The following is an 18,547-nucleotide window of genomic DNA, read 5'->3' on the forward strand; positions in this document are numbered from 1 at the left end:
TTTTCACTATGCTTAGAAATAATGATGTAAAATATTGATTATGTGATGATATTTTTAATTTCATAATCGTAATGTTATGTTTATCTTTTAATTAAAAATTATTAGGAATAGTTTTTGGAGTAAATTGCACTTACTATTGATACACTATGTTTGATAAGCAACAAAGAAAACTGAAAAGATCTGCAAGACTGATTTCTGTATTAAGTAAATATGGTTTTAAAGATATTCTTGCAAGAATGAACGGCGGAAATAAACAGGAAGATCTTTCAGGAAATTCTGACGAAATAATTTCAAAAGGTACCGTTTATGAAAGAATAAGACTGGCTTTGGAAGAGTTGGGGCCTACTTTTGTAAAACTGGGACAAACATTCAGTAACAGAGAAGATTTGTTGCCACCGGAACTGATTCAGGAATTGCAAAAGCTACAAGACAAAGTAGAAACAGTAGATATGGATGTGAAAGATGCTTTGGAAAGCGAGTTTAATATCTCTGTAAAGGATCATTTCCTGGAAATTGAGAAAGAACCATTGGCGACAGCTTCCATTGCACAGGTTTATAAAGCCATTTTGCTGGATGGAAGTCAAGTTATTTTGAAGCTTAGAAAGCCTGATGTGCAATCAGTAATTGAAGATGATCTATTGCTTATTAAAGATATTGAAAAATTAATTTCAGCGTATTCGGAAATAGGAGAGAAGCTAAATCTGAAACAGGCTATTTCTACATTTGAAAGATCTTTATTAGAAGAAGTTTCTTTGATTAATGAAAAGAATAATATCCAACAGTTTCGCCTCAATTTTAAAAATAATAAAGAAACCTATGTTCCTAAAGTGTACGAAGAATTTTCCAACAACAATATTCTTTGTATGGAATTTATTGATGGAATCAAGGTGACGGATAAGACTGATCTCCTGGCCCATGATATTGATCCTGTAAAAGTTTCTGAGACAGGATTAAGGCTTTTTGTTTCCCAAATTTTAGATTACGGGTTCTTTCATGCAGATCCGCATGCGGGAAATATTTTAGTAAAAAGAGATGGGAAGATTGTCTTTATTGATTTTGGAGCGGTTGGAAAGATTCAGCCTAATGATAAAGAGATTCTTGAAAATCTGATTGTAAGTTTTGTTTCTAAAAACTCACATAAAATAGTTCGTTATCTCAAAAAAATGGCGGTGAGCTATGAAATTCCTGACGAAAGAAGATTTGAAAACGATGTGGAAGACATTTTGAACTTCGTTCACAGCTCCTCATTAAAGGAAATCAATGTTCAGGTCATTATCAATAAGATGAAAGATATTTTAAAGGATAACAGGTTGTATATGCCTGATTATTTCTATCTTTTATTTAAAGGAATCAGCCTGATAGAAGGAGTAGGAAGAAATATCAATCCTGATCTGGATATTGTGAAAAGCCTTCATCCTTACACTCGAAAAATATTCACTAAAAAGATCAGTCCGAAAAATATTTTAAAAACCAGCATGGACCGGATGATGAATTTCACGGATAATGTAGATGAAATCCCTAAGGAACTTCGCTCTGTGCTTCAAAAGCTGGATGAAAATAAATTTACGGTTTCCAGTGAGATCAAAAATATTGAAAAGACCAATCAGCTGATAAAGTCAAGTGTTATCAATCTGATTCTAGCCATGATTTTAGGAGCTAATATCATTGCTACAGCCATTGTCTTTGTTTCAGAATCAGGACCAAGAATAGGAGAATTATCTTTAGTAGGTGTTTTGGGTTTTATATTTTCAATTATTTTAATATTAATACTTTTACTAAGAGTAACTAGAAAATAATCGCGACATAAGCTATAATGATTCAAATTGTACGGTTAAGATTACAAATTTTTATATCCCTACCGCGAAAAATATAACAATGAAAAAACTAATGATACCTATTATGCTTTTCTGTGGCGTATTTGCTATGGCTCAGGAAGGAAATCAAGAGAAAACTCAAGGAGATTTTGACGGAAACGGAACAAAAGAATACGTTTATGCTAAGATCAGTGACTGTACCGATGAATGTGACGGTAAATGTGACACTACCATCTATTTCAGTGATAAAAATATAAAGCCGTTCACGATTTCGATGGCTAAAGGAGGAGCTTTATACAATCTGGGAGACCTTAACAATGACGGAAAGGATGAGATTGGTTTTTATCCCAATTGGTGTACAAGCTGTTGGCATTCTTTTTATGCCTATACATTAGGAAAAACAGGATGGAAACCACTTGTAGATCCTATTTCAACACATTGCAACCAGTGGGAAGAAGATAAATTTCCGATTAAAAAAGATCCTGAAAAGAAAGGAAATGTGATTATCACCACCAGTGAATGGAAAGATGATGATATTAAAATAAGCAGTAAAAGTGTAAAGGTCAATTGAGAATATTAGAGTTTTGAAGCATACAAAAGTTTCTTCATGTCTCCAAATCTTATCTGTTTTTTTACAATCATTCTCTGTTCACTAAAACCTGATTTTAGATTATAATATTAATACCTATCTTTGCAAAATGGAAAAACTCACTTTTGCAGATTTTGACCTGCCGGTTAAAATTCTTGATGTTTTAGCAGATTTAGAATTATTTGAGCCTACCCCGATTCAGGAGAAGAGTTTAAAGCCTATCCTTTCAGGGAGAGATGTAATGGGAATTGCACAAACCGGAACCGGGAAAACCCTGGCTTATCTTTTGCCTGTTCTGAAGACTTGGAAATACAGTAAAACAGGAAATCCAACGGTTCTAGTACTTGTTCCTACAAGAGAATTGGTGGTACAGGTAACAGAAATTCTTGAGAAACTGACTGAAAATATTACAGCAAGAGTTATTGGAATATATGGTGGTAAAAACATCAACACACAGAAACTTTTATTCAATGACGGGTGTGATATTTTAGTAGGAACACCAGGTAGAGTGATGGACCTTTCCATAGACAATGCTATTTCCCTTAAAGAAGTTCAGAAGCTTATCATTGATGAATTTGATGAAATGCTTAACCTTGGATTCAGACCGCAATTGACTCACATTTTTGAAATGATGAAAGAGAAGAGACAGAATATTCTTTTCTCAGCAACAATGACTGAAGCTGTAGATGATATGCTAGATGAATATTTTGCAAGTCCTATAGAAATTTCATTGGCAAAATCAGGAACTCCGCTTGAAAAAATTGAGCAGACTGCCTATAAAGTTGAAAATTTCAATACCAAGATCGACCTTCTTGAGCATTTATTAAAAAATAATGCGGACATGTCTAAGGTGTTGATTTTTAATAATAATAAAAAACATGCAGACCTGCTTTTCACTAAGATTGATGAGCTTTTTCCTGAGCAGTTTGATGTGATTCACTCCAATAAGTCTCAAAACTATAGGCTTAAGGCCATGAAGAGCTTTGAAAATGAAGAGGTAAGAGGTTTGATTACAACAGATGTAATGGCTAGAGGTCTTGATATTTCAAATATTACGCATGTTATCAACTTTGAAACCCCTGATATCCCGGAACAGTATATCCACAGAATCGGTAGAACAGGTAGAGCAGATAAAGAAGGTAAGGCAATGACTTTTGTTACTAAAAAAGAAGAGCCTTTACTTTTGGATATAGAGCTTTTAATGGATAAAGATCTAAAGTTTAACGACTTCCCGGAAGATGTTAAAATTAATCCGATCAAAATTGCTTCTGAGAAAGATGAAGTAGTAATGAAAAATCCTGCACAGGTAAAACTGAACGAGGGTGGAGGAGCTTTCCATGAGAAAAAAGCGAAAAATACCAAAGAAAACTGGGGTGGTCCTTCAAAAAGAAAAGCACCTAAGAAGTTTGGAACCAATAGAGCACAGCAGAAAGCAATCTCTAAATCGAAGAGAAAAAAATAATAAAAAAACGGCTGAATATTCAGCCGTTTTTTTATTTCATATAAGGAGTCATTACTTTAGTCCAGATTTGATATCCTTCAGGTTTAAAGTGAAGCATATCCTCTACAAAAATGTCTTTTCTTACCTTTCCATTAGCATCTTCCATCGCTTTAGTTACATCTATGAACTCAGCATGAGGCTGTTTTTTCATAAAAGCTTCAATCTTGGCATTGGCTTCTTTGATTTGAGGCCAAAGCTGCTCTCTGCTCGGAGAGTATTTCATTGAAATGTAATCTACTTCAATATTAGGAAATCTTTCACGGATTTTTTTGTAAAAACTTTTGTATCTCTTTACTACTTTTTGGGCCTTCAATTGATGATTATCTGCAAAATCATTTTCTCCGCAATAGATAATAATTTGCTTAGGCTGATAGGGTGATAAAAGATCATCCGCAAAATAATTAAGATCTGTAAGCCTTGAACCCCCGAAACCTCTGTTGATGATGGTTTTAGTTGGGAAATAATCCGCTACATCAGTCCATTTGGTAAAAGATGAACTTCCTATTAATAAAATAGCGTTTTGTGGTGGCGGATTTTGTTGATCTTGTTTTTTGAATTCCTGGATGTCATGCCAGAACATTGGCTTTTTTTCCTGAGAAAAGGCAATAGTGAAACACAGCAACAGAAATGCTGATAGGATCTTCTTCATTGTATTCAGTTTTAAAATTTGATATAAAAGTAATAAAAAACTCCCGATCAGCGGGAGTTTAAGTTTTTTATCTTTTATAAGTAATATACGTGATATCTATAATCTTGTCTTTATCTTTATCATAATTCCCTACTAATTGTGCTAGCCTAAGCTCAGTTTGCGTAAGCATATCAACTCTGAAGCTCATATTTTCAAGCTCTTCATCTCCTGAAAGTTGGATATTCAGGACCTTAGAGTCTGTATTATAAGTGTATTTTCCTTCATTTTTAGCGGCAAATTGGCAATTGGTTCCATCTGGATTTCCATCATAAGCAGTATAACTTACATAATAATCCGTTCTGAAGAAAAGTGTATTTTTAGCACTACATCCTTCTGGAGTTGTTGTTTCAAGCACAGTTTTATTATCTTTTCCTGAAATAATTTCTGTCTTTACTTCTTTCCAATCCCCTTTCATAATATCCATTTCATAAGCTGTAAGGTTATCATCATTACATGAAGTAAGCGCCAGAGCTGAAAAGGCAAATAAAAGTAGCTGTTTTTTCATTTTCACAAATTTAAGAATATGCTAAAATATAAATAAATTTGAAATATATGTAATGAAATGATCTTTTTTTAAACGAATGTTTGTAAATAATATGGCTTAAGTGATTGTGGAGTTATAAGATTTAGAAATTGAAAAGAGGGTGGGTTATTAGACATTTTTCATTCATTACTATCTAAGATCCAATATTAAGAAGAGCGGGCTAAAGCCCGCTCTTCATTTTAATTTTTATTCATATGCTTTAGCCAGAACTTAAAGAATAACTCTAAATTTTCAACTTTAAACTTATTAATAGCTCATTTCCACAATCTTGGAAGCATCCTGAGGAGTTAGTTTTTTATATTCCCCAAGTCCCAACCACTTTCTATCTGTAAAAGCTTTTTCTACCCTTTCAGCAGTTCCTTTATAGTCTTCTGTATATTCTGAAAGTTTGGTTTTGATATGCAGGCTGTGAAAAAATTCTTCAAGTTTTTTAATTCCTAATTCTGCTTTTTCTTCAGTGCTTCCTTCTTTAATTCCCCATACTCTTTCAGCATATTGAGCCAGTTTTCCCTTTTTATCCTCAAAGTTGTAACGATAGTGAGAAGGTGCAATGATCGCTAGGGTTCTGGCATGGTCTATACCGAAGTAAGCTGTTAATTCGTGGCCCATAGCATGTACAGCCCAGTCTGTAATAACTCCTTTCTGAATCAATCCGTTTAATGCCATAGTACAGCACCACATAAAGTTTCCGGCAGCGTCATAGTTGAAATCATCAGCCAGTACTTTTGGAGCCGTTTCCTGGAGGCTAATCAGGATGCTTTCTGCAATTCTTTCCTGAAGATCAGCCGAAGATGGGGCGGTCATATATTGCTCCAACACATGAGTGTAGGCGTCTGTAATTCCGTTTACAATCTGGTTTTTAGGAATAGATCTGATCACTTCAGGATCTAAAACAGAGAATTGTGGGAAAAGTCCCGGACCTCCTGAAGATAACTTTTCATTGGTTTCTCTTCTGGAAATTACATATCCTGAGTTCATTTCCGAACCGGTTGCAGGAAGGGTTAGAATACTGCCAAACGGCATTCCTTCCCCTTCAAAAGTTCTTACTTGATTTCTCAGAATATCCCAAGGCTCACCATCATAATGGGCTGCTGCAGAGATGAATTTCGTTCCGTCAATTACAGATCCGCCACCCACGGCAATAAGATAGTCGATGTTATTTTCCTTGATGAAGCTGATGGCATTAATTAAAACTTCATATTCAGGATTGGCAGGAACTCCACCGAATTCATAAAGATCATGGTCTTTTAAAGCTTCTTTTACCTGGTCATACACACCATTATTTTTGATGCTTCCACCACCGTAGATCATTAATATTTTGGACTCTTTAGGGATTTCATTGGAAATTTTAGCGATTTCGCCCTTTCCGAAAAGTATTTTGGTCGGATTTTTAAACTCGAAATTAAGCATTGTTCTAAATTTATTTAACCCAAATTTACGGAATGAAAAGAGAAAATTGAGTTAATGAAATTTTAAAATTGCTATGACTTAATTTCATGAAAGCTATCAAATACTTATTTCCCAATCCGGTTTTAATGATAATGGTTTGAGTGTCTTTATTTAATCTCATTGGAAAGATAAGTTTTTGCCCTTTTGATGAAAGCCTCTTTATCTCTTTTAATATCTTCCAATAATTTTTTTCTTTCCTCGGGAATTATCAGATATTTGTCTCCCCATAGATTGATCTCAACAATAATAGGAATCAGATCAATGCCTTTTTCTGTAAGATGGTATAATATCTTCAACTTATTTTCAGGATGATCTTTTTTATCAATAATTCCATTTTCCAATAGATTCTGAAGTCTTGTCGCCAGAATATTGGATGCTATTTTTTCATCAGCTTTCTGAAGGTCTCCGTAGGTGCATTCTTTATTCAGCATCAGATCACGAATGATTAGCAAAGACCATTTATCACCCCATATTTCCAGTGAACAGCTGATAGGACAGTCTGACCTTTTTTTATTCATTATTTTTTATTTTAAAAATATTACTTGCAAAATGAAAGTATTTAATTAAATTTACTTTTATTTTGCAAGTAAATTTAATCATAAATAATTAATAAATCAAATGGAATATTATGACATTGCCGTGATTGGCTCAGGACCCGGAGGATATGTTGCAGCGATAAGAAGTGCACAATTAGGTTATAAAACAGTAATTATTGAAAAATATGAAACATTGGGCGGAACCTGTACCAATGTAGGCTGTATCCCAACAAAGGCTTTGCTGGACAGCACTCATCATTATGCAGAAGCGCATCATACATTTAAAGAACATGGAATTCAACTTGATAAGATTGAGCTAGATTTTGCCCAGATGTACAAAAGAAAATCTGAAGTAGTAGCTAAAAACACCAGCGGACTTGATTTTTTAATGAGTAAAAATAAAATTACCCGTCTGAAAGGCACCGCTGGCTTTATCAGTAATACAAATATTAAAGTTGTTAATGAAACAGAATCCAAAGAGATCACTGCCAAAAATTATATTATTGCAACAGGTTCAAAACCTTCAACCATTCCAGGAGTGAAAATTGATAAAAAGAGGATTATTACTTCTACAGAAGCTTTATCTCTGAAAGAAAAGCCGAAATCTATGGTTATCATTGGCGGAGGAGTCATAGGAGTAGAAATGGCTTCCATCTTTAATCGAATTGGGACTCAGGTTATCATTCTTGAATATGCAGATCATTTGATTGCGGGGATGGATCATGAATTAGGAAAAGCCCTTCAGAAAATCCTTAAAAAAGAAGGAGTTGATATCCGCTTAGGACAGGCTGTTTATAAAACTGAAAGTTCAGATGCGGAAGCTAAAGTATTCTTTAAAGATAAAAATGGGACAGAAAATAAATTAGAGGCTGATTATATTCTGGTAGCAGTTGGAAGAAGTCCATACGTAAAAGGATTGGGGTTAGAAAATACAGATGTACAGCTGGATGATCGTGGATTCATTAAAGTGGATGAAAGCAATCGTACTTCCGTTTCCAATATCTATGCGATAGGGGATGTAATAGGCGGAGCAATGCTTGCCCATAAAGCGGAAGAAGAAGGTGTTTTGGTAGCAGAAACAATTAACGGACAAAGACATCATATCCATTATGACAGAATTCCATCTGTGGTATATACCTGGCCGGAAGTAGCATCCGTTGGATACACTGAAGAATATCTAAAAAAGAATAATATAGCTTATCATGTTGGTAAATTTCCGTTTTCAGCGAGTGCAAGAGCAAGAGCTTCCATGGATACGGATGGGTTTGCAAAAGTATTAGTGGATCCAAAATATGGAGAGGTATTTGGGGTACATATCATCGGAGCACGAGCAGCAGATCTGGTTGCTCAGGGGGTAATTGCCCAGGAATATGAGGTGACAGCAGAAGATATGTTCCGTATTTCTTATGCGCATCCAACGTATTCAGAAACATTGAAAGAAGCGTATCTGATGGCATCAGGACAAGGAGCCATTAATATCTAATGCTAAATACTTTAAATTGCCATGAATGCCTTTTGCAAATGTAAAGGCATTCGTGGCAAAAAATAACATATATTTTTGTGAAAAAATGGGGGTATATTATAAAAGCTATAAAATGGTACAATCTTCACTTTTTGAATAAATACCCTTGCTTTTGGCTTCCAGTTTTCCTGTCTTTCTATTGATCTTAATTAAAAATGATTCCTTAGTCACAGGACAGCCTTTAGTCTGTAAAGCGTACAGTGAAATAAATTGGTCTTCAATTTTATAAGACCCTGTAAAACGGTTTTGCGTATCAATAGAGTAACCATACGTCTTAGCCATTAAAATGGCCTCGGGAAGGTTATCAACTGTTCCGATGAAATCCCTTAATTGCTGTTCATTGGAAAAATAAACGGTCCTGTCTTTTTTGCAGGCAAGAATATAGGAAAAGCAATGATTGCCAATACATTTCTGAAAGAACCCTTTTTCAGGAGCCGGATCATTAATCGTCATAAAAAGAGGAGCCTGGCTTTCATAGATAATAGCTTTGTCCGGATCATCATCATTGGTAAGTACTCTCCAATATTCGTAATCTTTATTGGGAATAACAAAAGGGTAAAGGTATTCTGTGGTATCCAGAATATCCGGGATCTTTTTATAATCATCAGGAACCGTGATCTGTGCAGAAAGCAGATTAGTAAGGATCAGGGAAAGCGTGATGATAATTTTCATAAAGAAAGGTGTTTTCAGGACAAATTTACGAAAATTACTGATGCATCTTAATGCCGCAGAAAGATTATAAAAATTTCATTGGATACCCTGTTTTAATATTTCCATTGATGATCTTTTTGAGTTTCGACTCTATCATTTTTCTTGTCAGTGATTGTAGGTGATCAATATATAAAACACCCTGTGTATGATCGTACTCATGCTGAATAATTCTAGCCGTTAATCCGGTGAAGGTTTTGGTTTGTTTGATAAAATCCTGATTAAAATATTCGACAGTGATTTTCCAGGGTCTTTCTACCTTTTGAGACAAACCGGGAATACTTAGGCATCCTTCATAATCTTTCCAGGTTTCTTCAGAAGTATCAATGATCCTGGCATTGATGAAAGTTTCTTTGATTCCTTTGTCATTCTTTTCGAAATAGACAAGTTGACCCTCAGTGTCAAGGTTTTCAAAAGTAATCTGGCTGTCAACGATAAAAAGCTGTAAAGGTTTATTGATCTGAGAAGAGGAGAGGCCGCACCCGTTGGAGTTTTCCATGGTTTCCCACATGTTGGTAATCAGGTCCTGGGTTTCCGGGCTGTTTTTGTTAATCTGTATACATTTTTGCTTTAAAATGCGGTTGCCATAGGCTACAATTGGTAAATTCATTGAAATACTTTTCTGCAAAGTTCAGCAGAAGACGAAAGATATACAATGAACCTATGTTAATTAATGTTTTTGCGGATTCTGCTTAAAGCCTGCGGAGTAATTCCGATGTAAGAAGCAATATATTTCAGAGGGACACGCTGTAGCAGTTCAGGCTGTTCAGTAAATAGCTTTAAATAACGTTCCTTCGCGGTAAGTTTCAATAAAGAAAGCTCTCTTTTGCTTTTAGCCAGGAAAAGTTTCTCGGAAGCAAAACGCCCTAAATGATTGCCCACATTGGTTTGACTGTAGATTTTCTGTAAATCATCAAAAGAAATTTGCCATACCACTGTTTCGGTAAGTGCCTGCATCTCGTATTCAGAAGGAGTTTGGGTAAGGAAAGAATCATACGCACAGGTAAACTCCTTTTCAAAACTGAAACTGAAAGTATAACCATATTCATCATCAGGAATATAAAATCTTACCAATCCGGATTCAATAAAAGAAAGAAATTTTTCCGTATCACCTTGTTGGGTAATGATCTCGTTTTTAGTATATACTTTTCTACGGAAATACCCTGCGATGAATTCCCATTCAGATTCCTGTAGTTTGACGATTTGCTCGTAATATTCTCTAATATAGCCCATTCTCAAAAAAATGATACAATTGGTAAATGTTATATGCAAAAACTAATTAAGAATCAAAGTTACGAAATGTTTAATTGAGAATATAAATAGGAATGATTTATATACAGCTTACTTTCTATGTTAAAAATAAACTGTAATTACCATCACTATTTTTAATTTTAAGCTTATAATAAAGTTTTTATTTTTTGTCATTTGTCAACTCAACTAATTCCAAAATCGCTTACATTTGTTATTATGAGACACGACCAACGCGCAGAAAAATTCAGGCAGATCGTGGAGAACAAATTCCAGATCTACAATTCATTATTTATGAGCCTGCCCTATGATAAAATGACAAATATCGGGATGCTGCTTCCTTTTCTTTATGAGGAAAGCAAAACCGGCTATGATGCAGGGAAGACCCCCGAAGAAATTGTTGAAGAATTTTTTAGAAACCATACGGATCTACAGAACGAGGAGCAGAAGCTTGAACTGCTTTTTAAGATCATTCAGTATATAGAAAGGCAAGTAGTATTATTCGATAGTATCGAAGATGCTGCATTTCCAAATCTGCACTCAGAAAGTGATAGCGGAACCATTACCAATCTTTTTGAACGTTCTTTCCAGGATCATAAAATTGAAAAAGTACGTGAGAAACTAAAAGATTTCAGTGTGAAAGTAGTCTTTACTGCACACCCGACCCAGTTTTATCCAAGTTCAGTACAGAGAATCATTCAGGATCTGAGAGGAGCTATTACCAGTGATTCGGTTACGCAGATCGATATGCTTTTACAGCAATTAGGAAAAACCCCTTTTGTGAACAAAGAAAAACCAACTCCTATTGATGAGGCTTTGAGTATTATTTCCTATCTGAGATATGTATATTATGATACCATTGGGGAGCTATTTACCAAAATTAAAAAGACTTTTGGAAACGAACATTTTCATCTGCATGAAGATATTATCCAGCTTGGTTTCTGGCCGGGAGGAGACCGTGACGGAAATCCTTTTGTGACAGCAGATGTTACCAAAAGAGTAGCAGAAGAACTTCGTTCCGCTATTCTGAAATCTTATTACAGTCATTTGAAATTTATAAGAAGAAGGCTTAGTTTCAGAGGAGTTTCTGAAGTATTGGCAACGTTGAGTGAAGAATTATATACCGCTATTTTTGAGGGAAAAACAATTACTGCAGAAACAATTTTAAAGAAAACCAATGAAGCTGAAAAAATACTGATTAATGAACACAATTCATTATTCCTGGATCTTTTGGTGAACTTTAGAGATCGTGTGAATATTTTCGGAACTCATTTCGCGACGTTGGATATCCGTCAGGACAGTAGAATTCACCAGAAAGTAATTGATGAGGTTTTTGCAAGAGTATATGGCAATGAAAAAGCAGATAACGAACAAAAATTCAATAAACTGATTCAGGTTTCAAGGCCTGTAAATGCAGATGATTTTGAAGATATCGTAAAAGATACTTTATTAACAGTGTCTCAGGTTTCTGAAATTCAGAATCTGAACGGATTAAGAGGAATGAACCGCTATATTATATCTAATTCTGATGCAGTAAAAGATGTGATGAATGTTTATGCCTTCTTTAAAATTTGCGGATATCAGGATGAAGATATCAATATGGATATTGTGCCACTTTTTGAAACTATGGAAGGACTTGATAATGCTGAACATGTAATGAATGAATTGTATCAGAATCCTATCTATAAAAAGCACCTTGAAAGAAGAGGCAATCAACAGACTATTATGCTGGGCTTCTCTGATGGAACCAAAGATGGGGGGTATTTAAAAGCCAACTGGGAAATTTATAAAGCTAAAGAAGTTCTGACAAAACTTTCAGAGCAGAATAATATTAAAGTTGTATTTTTTGATGGCAGAGGCGGACCTCCTGCAAGAGGTGGTGGAAAAACTCACGATTTCTACGCTTCCCAAGGGAAAACAATTGCCAATAATAAAATTGAACTTACGATTCAAGGACAGACCATTACGAGTATTTTTGGAAATAAAGAGCAGGCACAATACAATTTTGAACAGTTATTGACAGCAGGAGTTGAAAATGATGTATTCAAGAATGCTAAAAAAGACCTTACAGAAAAAGAAAGAGCATTGATTATTGAACTGGCCAATATCAGTTATCAGAAATACTCAGACCTGAAGGCTCATCCAATGTTTGTTCCTTATCTTCAGGAGATGAGTACCTTGGAGTATTATGGGAAAACCAATATCGGAAGCCGTCCATCAAAGAGAGGAAACGGAAGTGAACTGAAGTTTGAAGACTTAAGAGCTATCCCATTTGTGGGTTCATGGTCACAATTGAAGCAGAATGTTCCCGGATTTTTTGGTTTTGGTTATGCCATGCAGAAGATGAAGGAGCAAGGAAGGTTTGAAGAAGTAAGAGAATTGTATAGAGGTTCAGACTTCTTTAAGACCTTGGTGTTGAACTCAATGATGAGTATGAATAAGTCTTACTTCCCGTTAACTTACTACATCAAAAACAATCCTAAATTTGGAGCTTTCTGGAACATCCTTTTCAATGAATATGAGCTTTCAAAAGAAATTATGTTAGAGTTGACGGGTTTTAAAATGCTTCAGGAAGAAGATCCATTATCCAGAAAGTCTGTAAAAATCCGTGAAAAGATCGTTCTTCCGTTACTAAGCATTCAACAATATGCCCTGATTAAAATTCAGAAAGGAGAGGGAAATAAAGAAGCTTATGAAAAATTAGTAACAAGATCCTTATTTGGAAACATTAATGCAAGCAGGAACTCAGCTTAAATTATCCTTAATAAAGGGATATTCTTAAAAATATACTATATAAAGTAAAAAACGGGCTTCAATGCCCGTTTTTAATTTATAATCAGTTCAAAGAGAAGTTATTCCTTTATAAATTTCTCATAATATACTTTATCATTGGTCTGTATTTTCAGATAATAAACCCCTTTTGCAAAATCATCAACCTTTACAGATTTTTGATGGTCTGCTTTTCTTATTAATCTTCCCAGGTTATCATAAATTTCCAGCGAATTGATTTCATTCTCTGATGCTATATTCAGGATGCTTTTAACAGGGTTAGGGAATACAGCAAATTTCTCTTTTTTAACAATTTCAGAGGTATTGAGAACACTGTTATACAGACTTCCGAAATTTAGAATGCCGTATCCCATCTGATCCGTGTGATTAGGATAAATAGAGGCGGTTTGTCTTAATTTTGTTTTAAGTTGATCTCTGTTCATGATGGGAAATGCCTGAAGAAGGCAGGCCACACCTCCTGCAGCAATAGGGGTGGCAAGGGAAGTTCCGGTACTGGTATAAGTTGTATCACCTAAAACAGTGGCTGTAGCTGTTCCTCTTGCGCTTCCGTCCGGCTTAATAACTCCAGCAGAATTAGGACCGAAAGATGAAAATACAGATGTGTTTCCTGAAGAATCCACAGCTCCGATTGTAAATACCTTAGCATTGTCTGCCGGGGTCAGAAGATAGTGCCAGGGTTTATCTCCGGAATTTCCTGCTGCAGCCAATACAAAGATTCCTTTTTCAGCGGCAATTCCTGCTCCTCTTGCAATAAATGAGGTGCTCCCGTTCATATCAGCATACGTGTAGCTGTATTGAGGATTGTCATAAACATTATATCCAAGCGAAGTCGTGATAATTTCCACTCCTTTTCTATCTGCTTCTTCAGCGGCTTCAATCCAATAGAGCTCTTCTTCGGGAATTTCAGCAGCAGAGTTTTCACTGCGGTACAGGTAAAAATCAGCATCGGGGGCAGAACCTACAAATATATTTTCCAGATAACCACCTATAGCTCCCAGTACCACAGTACCATGTGCATTCAGAGATGGATTATAAATGTCATTGGATTTAGTAACAAAGTCATATCCTCCTTTTATTTTGTTATTGTTTCGTAATCTCAGAAAAGCATTTCCTGTATTTACAGTAGGAAATCCGCTATCAATAACAGCGATAGAGACTCCGGTTCCGGTATAGCCGGCAAGATGTAGCGGTCTTATGTTGACTTGGTCGACCTGCAATTCTCCTGAGCCATATTCAAAATTGGTAAGTGTTTTTTGAGTATCTGTAGTATTTTGCCATTTATTTATAGCCATTGATTTTAACACAGGTCCTCCATTTCGGATAAAACTTTCTACAGAAAGTACAAAAGGCTGTGCTTGTAAAAGGGTGATTTGTGCCGTGGTAGCATTTACAGCGGCTCCATTAAGCCATTTCGAATAATCTGTAACGGTAAATCCCAGATTTTGAAGATTTTGTATGTAAGATTGTTCTATAGGGGCATCTTGGTCATTAAGAGATAGACCTAAGGTTGTACGCCTGTTAAGGGATTTTTGGCTAAGTTCAGAAAGCGGATTGGCGTAAAATCCCGCTTTATTAGGCTTATCTTTAAAATAAACAAAAACAAGCTGAGTTTGGGCAAAAGTATAGGAGTAACCTGCTAGGAAACAAAAGAGTAAAATTTTTTTCATATAAATTTTTGTATAAAGATAAAAACAAAATCAATAAAATTTTTGATAGGATTTTAAAATCCTTATTTTTACACAAATAATTTATTTATGAAAAAAATTCAGATGGTTGACTTGCAAAGTCAGTATTACAAAATAAAGAATGATGTAGACAATGCAGTTTTAAATGTAATGGATTCCGCAGCTTTTATCAACGGTCCTGAAGTGAAGTCTTTCCAGAATGAATTGGAGTCTTATTTAGACGTAAAACATGTTATTCCATGTGCTAATGGAACTGATGCATTACAGATTGCTCTTATGGCACTGGATCTGAAGGAGGGAGACGAAATAATTACTGCTGATTTTACCTTTGCTGCAACTGTTGAGGTGATTCATCTGCTTAAATTAAAATCTGTTTTAGTAGATGTTGATTATGATACATTTACTATTTCAACAGAGGCTCTGAGAAAGGCAATTACGCCAAGAACAAAAGCCATTATTCCTGTACATATATTCGGACAGTGTGCGAATATGGAAGAAATCCTGAAAATTGCTGAAGAGCACAATTTATATGTGATTGAAGACAATGCACAAGCCATTGGTGCAGAATATACATTCTCTGACGGAACATCAAAATATGCCGGTACAATGGCAACAGTAGGAACAACTTCTTTCTTTCCTTCCAAGAACCTTGGATGCTATGGAGATGGAGGGGCTATCTTCACCAATAATGATGAACTGGCACACCGTTTAAGAGGAATCGTAAACCATGGAATGTATGAAAGATATTACCATGATGAGGTAGGTGTAAACTCTCGTCTGGATAGTATTCAGGCTGCTGTTTTAAGAAAAAAATTACCACACCTGGATTCATACAACGAAGCGAGAAGAAAAGCGGCTGATTATTATGATGAGGCATTCGCTGGTCATGAACATATTTTAACGCCGCAGAGATCTGAGAGCTCTACCCATGTATTCCATCAGTATACATTGAGAATTCTAAACGGAAAACGCAATGAACTTCAGAAATTCCTTACTGAAAAGGAAATCCCTGCAATGATCTATTATCCGGTAGCATTAAGAAAGCAAAAAGCATATTTCCAGGAAAGCAATGCTGCTGATTTTGTGAATACAGATAAGCTTTTGGATCAGGTAATTTCTCTACCAATGCATACAGAATTAGACGAAGAGCAGTTGAAGTATATCACGGATGCTGTACTTGAGTTTATGGGATAAGAGATGCTTCATGATGAGAGAATATTAAAGCATAAGTTTGCTTATTTTTTTGCAATTATTTTTGTCCTTTGCTGGATGATCTTTTTTGCATATAATATGTTTAAAATCTTTGTAATAGGCGCTGGATTGAGAGAAGAGTATAATACATTTAAAATACCAATTTATGTATTGTACTTTTTAATCTTTCCCTTATTGATTATTACATTTGTGAGTATTTTTAAAGAATCAAGAAAAATGTTTACTTACTTAAATATTTCTTTATTCTTAATGATTATTTTTCATGCAATTATTTTTTATGTTAAATATCAAAGAACGACAAATCATGAAACATATTTATTTTTGTATATAGTTTCAAATGTTTTATTTGTTGTAGGCCCAGTAGTCCTGATAAATTATTTTAAACATTATCCCGCAAAAAGCGAAATAGAAGAAATAGGAACACATAATGAGTAAAAAAGAATATTAAAAATGGCAATACTTGTTACCGGAGGACTTGGATATATTGGTTCTCATACCGTTGTAGAACTGCTTAATAATGACTTTGAAGTTGTTATTGTAGACGATCTGTCTAATTCGGAGAGATTTATTTTAAATAATATTGAGGAAATTACAGGTAAGAAACCGGTTTTTTATCCTTTTGATTTGAAGCGTAAAGAACTTCTTAATCAGGTTTTTGACGCTCATAATATTGAGGGCTGTATTAATTTTGCAGCTTTTAAAGCTGTAGGAGAGAGCCAGGTAAAACCTGTAGATTATTACGAAAATAATCTGTTCTCTCTTATTAATATTTTACAAGAATTTAAAGAAAGAGAAATCTCCAACTTTATTTTCAGCTCATCATGTACTGTATACGGACAGGCAGAAGTGATGCCCATTGATGAAAATACTCCTTTGAAAATGCCTGAAAGTGTTTATGGGAAGACCAAGCAAATGGGTGAGGAAATCCTTATCGATTTTGCTAAAGCATATGGCCGTAAAATATCTTTGTTAAGGTACTTTAATCCAATTGGGGCACATCCATCTGCAAAACTTGGAGAGTTGCCAATAGGAATCCCTAATAATCTTGTTCCCTATGTAATGCAGACTGCTTCAGGAGTTCGTGAGAAATTAAGTGTTTGGGGGGATGATTATTCAACAGAAGACGGAACAGCCGTTCGTGATTATATCTATGTTGTAGACTTAGCCAAAGCTCACGTAGCAGCCTTGAAAAGGCTGATGAATGACCAATCTGTTGAAACAGTGATTGATACCTATAATCTGGGGACAGGGAAAGGATCTTCTGTTTTAGAAGTCGTAAAGGCTTTTGAAAATGCAAACGGAGTGGGTGTTCCTTATCAGATCTGTGAAAGAAGAGCAGGTGATATTACGATTGCTTATGCCAATCCTTCTAAAGCTGAAAAAGAGCTTAACTGGAAATCTGAAACATCTCTGGAAGAGTCTTTAAGGACAGTCTGGGAATGGCAGAAATATCTTAATTCGAGAAATTAAACTCATAAAATAGCATCATTATGGCTTGGAATCCTGAAGTATATGACCAATTTAAAGAAGAGCGTTCAGCACCTTTTTTTGATTTGTTAAAGCTTGTAGAATCAAGAACAGGAGTATCTGTTATAGATCTGGGATGTGGAACAGGAGAACTTACCTCAAAACTTTTAGATTATTTGGAAGATTCAAGGGTTTTAGGCATAGATTCCTCTGAAGAAATGCTTGAAAAAGCAGCGCAGTTCAAGACCAGCAGATTAACCTTTGAAAGAAGAAGTATTGAAGAGCAACTTGATTTGGGAGATACTTATGATTTGATTATCTCCAATGCTGCCATCCAATGGTGCAGCAATCATAAAGAACTTTTTCCAAGAATAATAGGCAAGATCAAGGAAGGTGGGCAATTGGCAGTGCAGATTCCTTCTAATCACGAGTATGTAGTACATCAGCTTCTCAGAAAAGTTGCAGGAACTGAACCCTATAAAAGTGCCTATAATGGATGGGTAAGAGAATATACAGTTTTAACAATTGAAGACTATTCTCGGATATTATTTGAAAATAAAGGAAGAGAGATTACTGTATATGAGAAAGTATTTCCTCATGTTCTTAAAGATGCAGAAGCCGTATTTACCTGGGCTTCCGCAACAGCAATGCTTCCTTATATAGAAAGGCTTCCTAACGAATTGAAAGAAGAATTTAAAAACGATTATAAACAACAATTACAAAACACCTTCCCTGAATCACCGGTCTTTTATCCATTTAAGAGAACCTTTATTTCAGCGAAATTTTAATTTTAA

At 35.2% G+C, this 18,547-nt stretch carries 16 protein-coding genes; 8 read left to right on the forward strand and 8 right to left on the reverse strand.

Annotated elements, in window-relative coordinates:
• The first annotated feature begins 146 nt into the window (after window positions 1-146).
• From EL260_RS10210 to EL260_RS10220, 3 genes are all read left to right on the forward strand, one after another.
• Window positions 147-1,796, forward strand: coding sequence for an ABC1 kinase family protein (locus tag EL260_RS10210; RefSeq protein WP_123860172.1), 1,650 nt, complete (start codon window positions 147-149; stop codon window positions 1,794-1,796).
• A gap of 79 nt (window positions 1,797-1,875) precedes the next feature.
• Complete coding sequence (locus EL260_RS10215; protein WP_164466630.1) at window positions 1,876-2,385, forward strand: hypothetical protein; 510 nt, start codon at window positions 1,876-1,878, stop codon at window positions 2,383-2,385.
• Window positions 2,386-2,512: 127 nt separating this feature from the next.
• Window positions 2,513-3,865 carry a DEAD/DEAH box helicase gene (locus EL260_RS10220; RefSeq protein WP_123860173.1) on the forward strand — a complete coding sequence of 451 codons (1,353 nt, stop codon included), beginning with the start codon at window positions 2,513-2,515 and terminating at the stop codon, window positions 3,863-3,865.
• Between the two features lie 31 nt (window positions 3,866-3,896).
• On the opposite strand, the gene EL260_RS10225 is transcribed toward EL260_RS10220, so the two are convergent.
• The 4 genes from EL260_RS10225 to EL260_RS10240 form a co-directional block, all read right to left on the reverse strand.
• The gene (locus EL260_RS10225) at window positions 3,897-4,553 is read right to left on the reverse strand and encodes a GDSL-type esterase/lipase family protein (RefSeq protein ID WP_123860174.1); all 657 of its coding nucleotides are present in this window, start codon (window positions 4,551-4,553) and stop codon (window positions 3,897-3,899) included.
• 67 nt (window positions 4,554-4,620) lie between these two features.
• Window positions 4,621-5,097 (reverse strand): lipocalin family protein, encoded by a 477-nt coding sequence (locus tag EL260_RS10230; protein WP_123860175.1) that lies wholly within the window; start codon window positions 5,095-5,097, stop codon window positions 4,621-4,623.
• A gap of 285 nt (window positions 5,098-5,382) precedes the next feature.
• Window positions 5,383-6,546: an iron-containing alcohol dehydrogenase gene (locus tag EL260_RS10235; protein ID WP_123860176.1), complete on the reverse strand. Its 1,164-nt coding sequence runs from the start codon at window positions 6,544-6,546 to the stop codon at window positions 5,383-5,385.
• A 146-nt stretch (window positions 6,547-6,692) separates the two neighbouring features.
• The gene (locus EL260_RS10240) at window positions 6,693-7,103 is read right to left on the reverse strand and encodes a winged helix-turn-helix transcriptional regulator (protein WP_123860177.1); all 411 of its coding nucleotides are present in this window, start codon (window positions 7,101-7,103) and stop codon (window positions 6,693-6,695) included.
• A 100-nt stretch (window positions 7,104-7,203) separates the two neighbouring features.
• Here EL260_RS10240 and lpdA point away from each other — a divergent pair, with 100 nt between their 5' ends.
• Window positions 7,204-8,604: a dihydrolipoyl dehydrogenase gene (gene lpdA, locus EL260_RS10245; RefSeq protein WP_123860178.1), complete on the forward strand. Its 1,401-nt coding sequence runs from the start codon at window positions 7,204-7,206 to the stop codon at window positions 8,602-8,604.
• Window positions 8,605-8,709: 105 nt separating this feature from the next.
• On the opposite strand, the gene EL260_RS10250 is transcribed toward lpdA, so the two are convergent.
• The 3 genes from EL260_RS10250 to EL260_RS10260 form a co-directional block, all read right to left on the reverse strand.
• Window positions 8,710-9,315, reverse strand: coding sequence for a hypothetical protein (locus tag EL260_RS10250; protein WP_123860179.1), 606 nt, complete (start codon window positions 9,313-9,315; stop codon window positions 8,710-8,712).
• A 64-nt stretch (window positions 9,316-9,379) separates the two neighbouring features.
• Window positions 9,380-9,961, reverse strand: a complete 582-nt coding sequence (def, locus tag EL260_RS10255) for a peptide deformylase (RefSeq protein WP_123860180.1) — start codon at window positions 9,959-9,961, stop codon at window positions 9,380-9,382.
• Window positions 9,962-10,017: 56 nt separating this feature from the next.
• Complete coding sequence (locus EL260_RS10260; RefSeq protein WP_123860181.1) at window positions 10,018-10,584, reverse strand: Crp/Fnr family transcriptional regulator; 567 nt, start codon at window positions 10,582-10,584, stop codon at window positions 10,018-10,020.
• Between the two features lie 234 nt (window positions 10,585-10,818).
• Between EL260_RS10260 and EL260_RS10265 the strand changes: the two genes are divergently transcribed.
• Window positions 10,819-13,353 (forward strand): phosphoenolpyruvate carboxylase, encoded by a 2,535-nt coding sequence (locus EL260_RS10265; protein ID WP_123860182.1) that lies wholly within the window; start codon window positions 10,819-10,821, stop codon window positions 13,351-13,353.
• Window positions 13,354-13,451: 98 nt separating this feature from the next.
• On the opposite strand, the gene EL260_RS10270 is transcribed toward EL260_RS10265, so the two are convergent.
• A complete protein-coding gene (locus tag EL260_RS10270; RefSeq protein ID WP_123860183.1) occupies window positions 13,452-15,056 on the reverse strand; it encodes a S8 family peptidase in 1,605 nt (534 codons plus the stop codon).
• 87 nt (window positions 15,057-15,143) lie between these two features.
• Here EL260_RS10270 and EL260_RS10275 point away from each other — a divergent pair, with 87 nt between their 5' ends.
• The 3 genes from EL260_RS10275 (at window position 15,144) to EL260_RS10285 (ending at window position 18,541) form a co-directional block, all read left to right on the forward strand.
• Window positions 15,144-16,268 (forward strand): DegT/DnrJ/EryC1/StrS family aminotransferase, encoded by a 1,125-nt coding sequence (locus EL260_RS10275; protein WP_123860184.1) that lies wholly within the window; start codon window positions 15,144-15,146, stop codon window positions 16,266-16,268.
• A 468-nt stretch (window positions 16,269-16,736) separates the two neighbouring features.
• On the forward strand, window positions 16,737-17,756 hold the full coding sequence (galE, locus tag EL260_RS10280) for a UDP-glucose 4-epimerase GalE (RefSeq protein ID WP_123860185.1): 1,020 nt from the start codon (window positions 16,737-16,739) through the stop codon (window positions 17,754-17,756).
• Between the two features lie 20 nt (window positions 17,757-17,776).
• A complete protein-coding gene (locus tag EL260_RS10285; protein ID WP_123860186.1) occupies window positions 17,777-18,541 on the forward strand; it encodes a methyltransferase domain-containing protein in 765 nt (254 codons plus the stop codon).
• Window positions 18,542-18,547: the final 6 nt, after the last annotated feature.

The sequence above is a fragment of the Chryseobacterium nakagawai genome, from assembly GCF_900637665.1.
Classification (GTDB): domain Bacteria; phylum Bacteroidota; class Bacteroidia; order Flavobacteriales; family Weeksellaceae; genus Chryseobacterium; species Chryseobacterium nakagawai.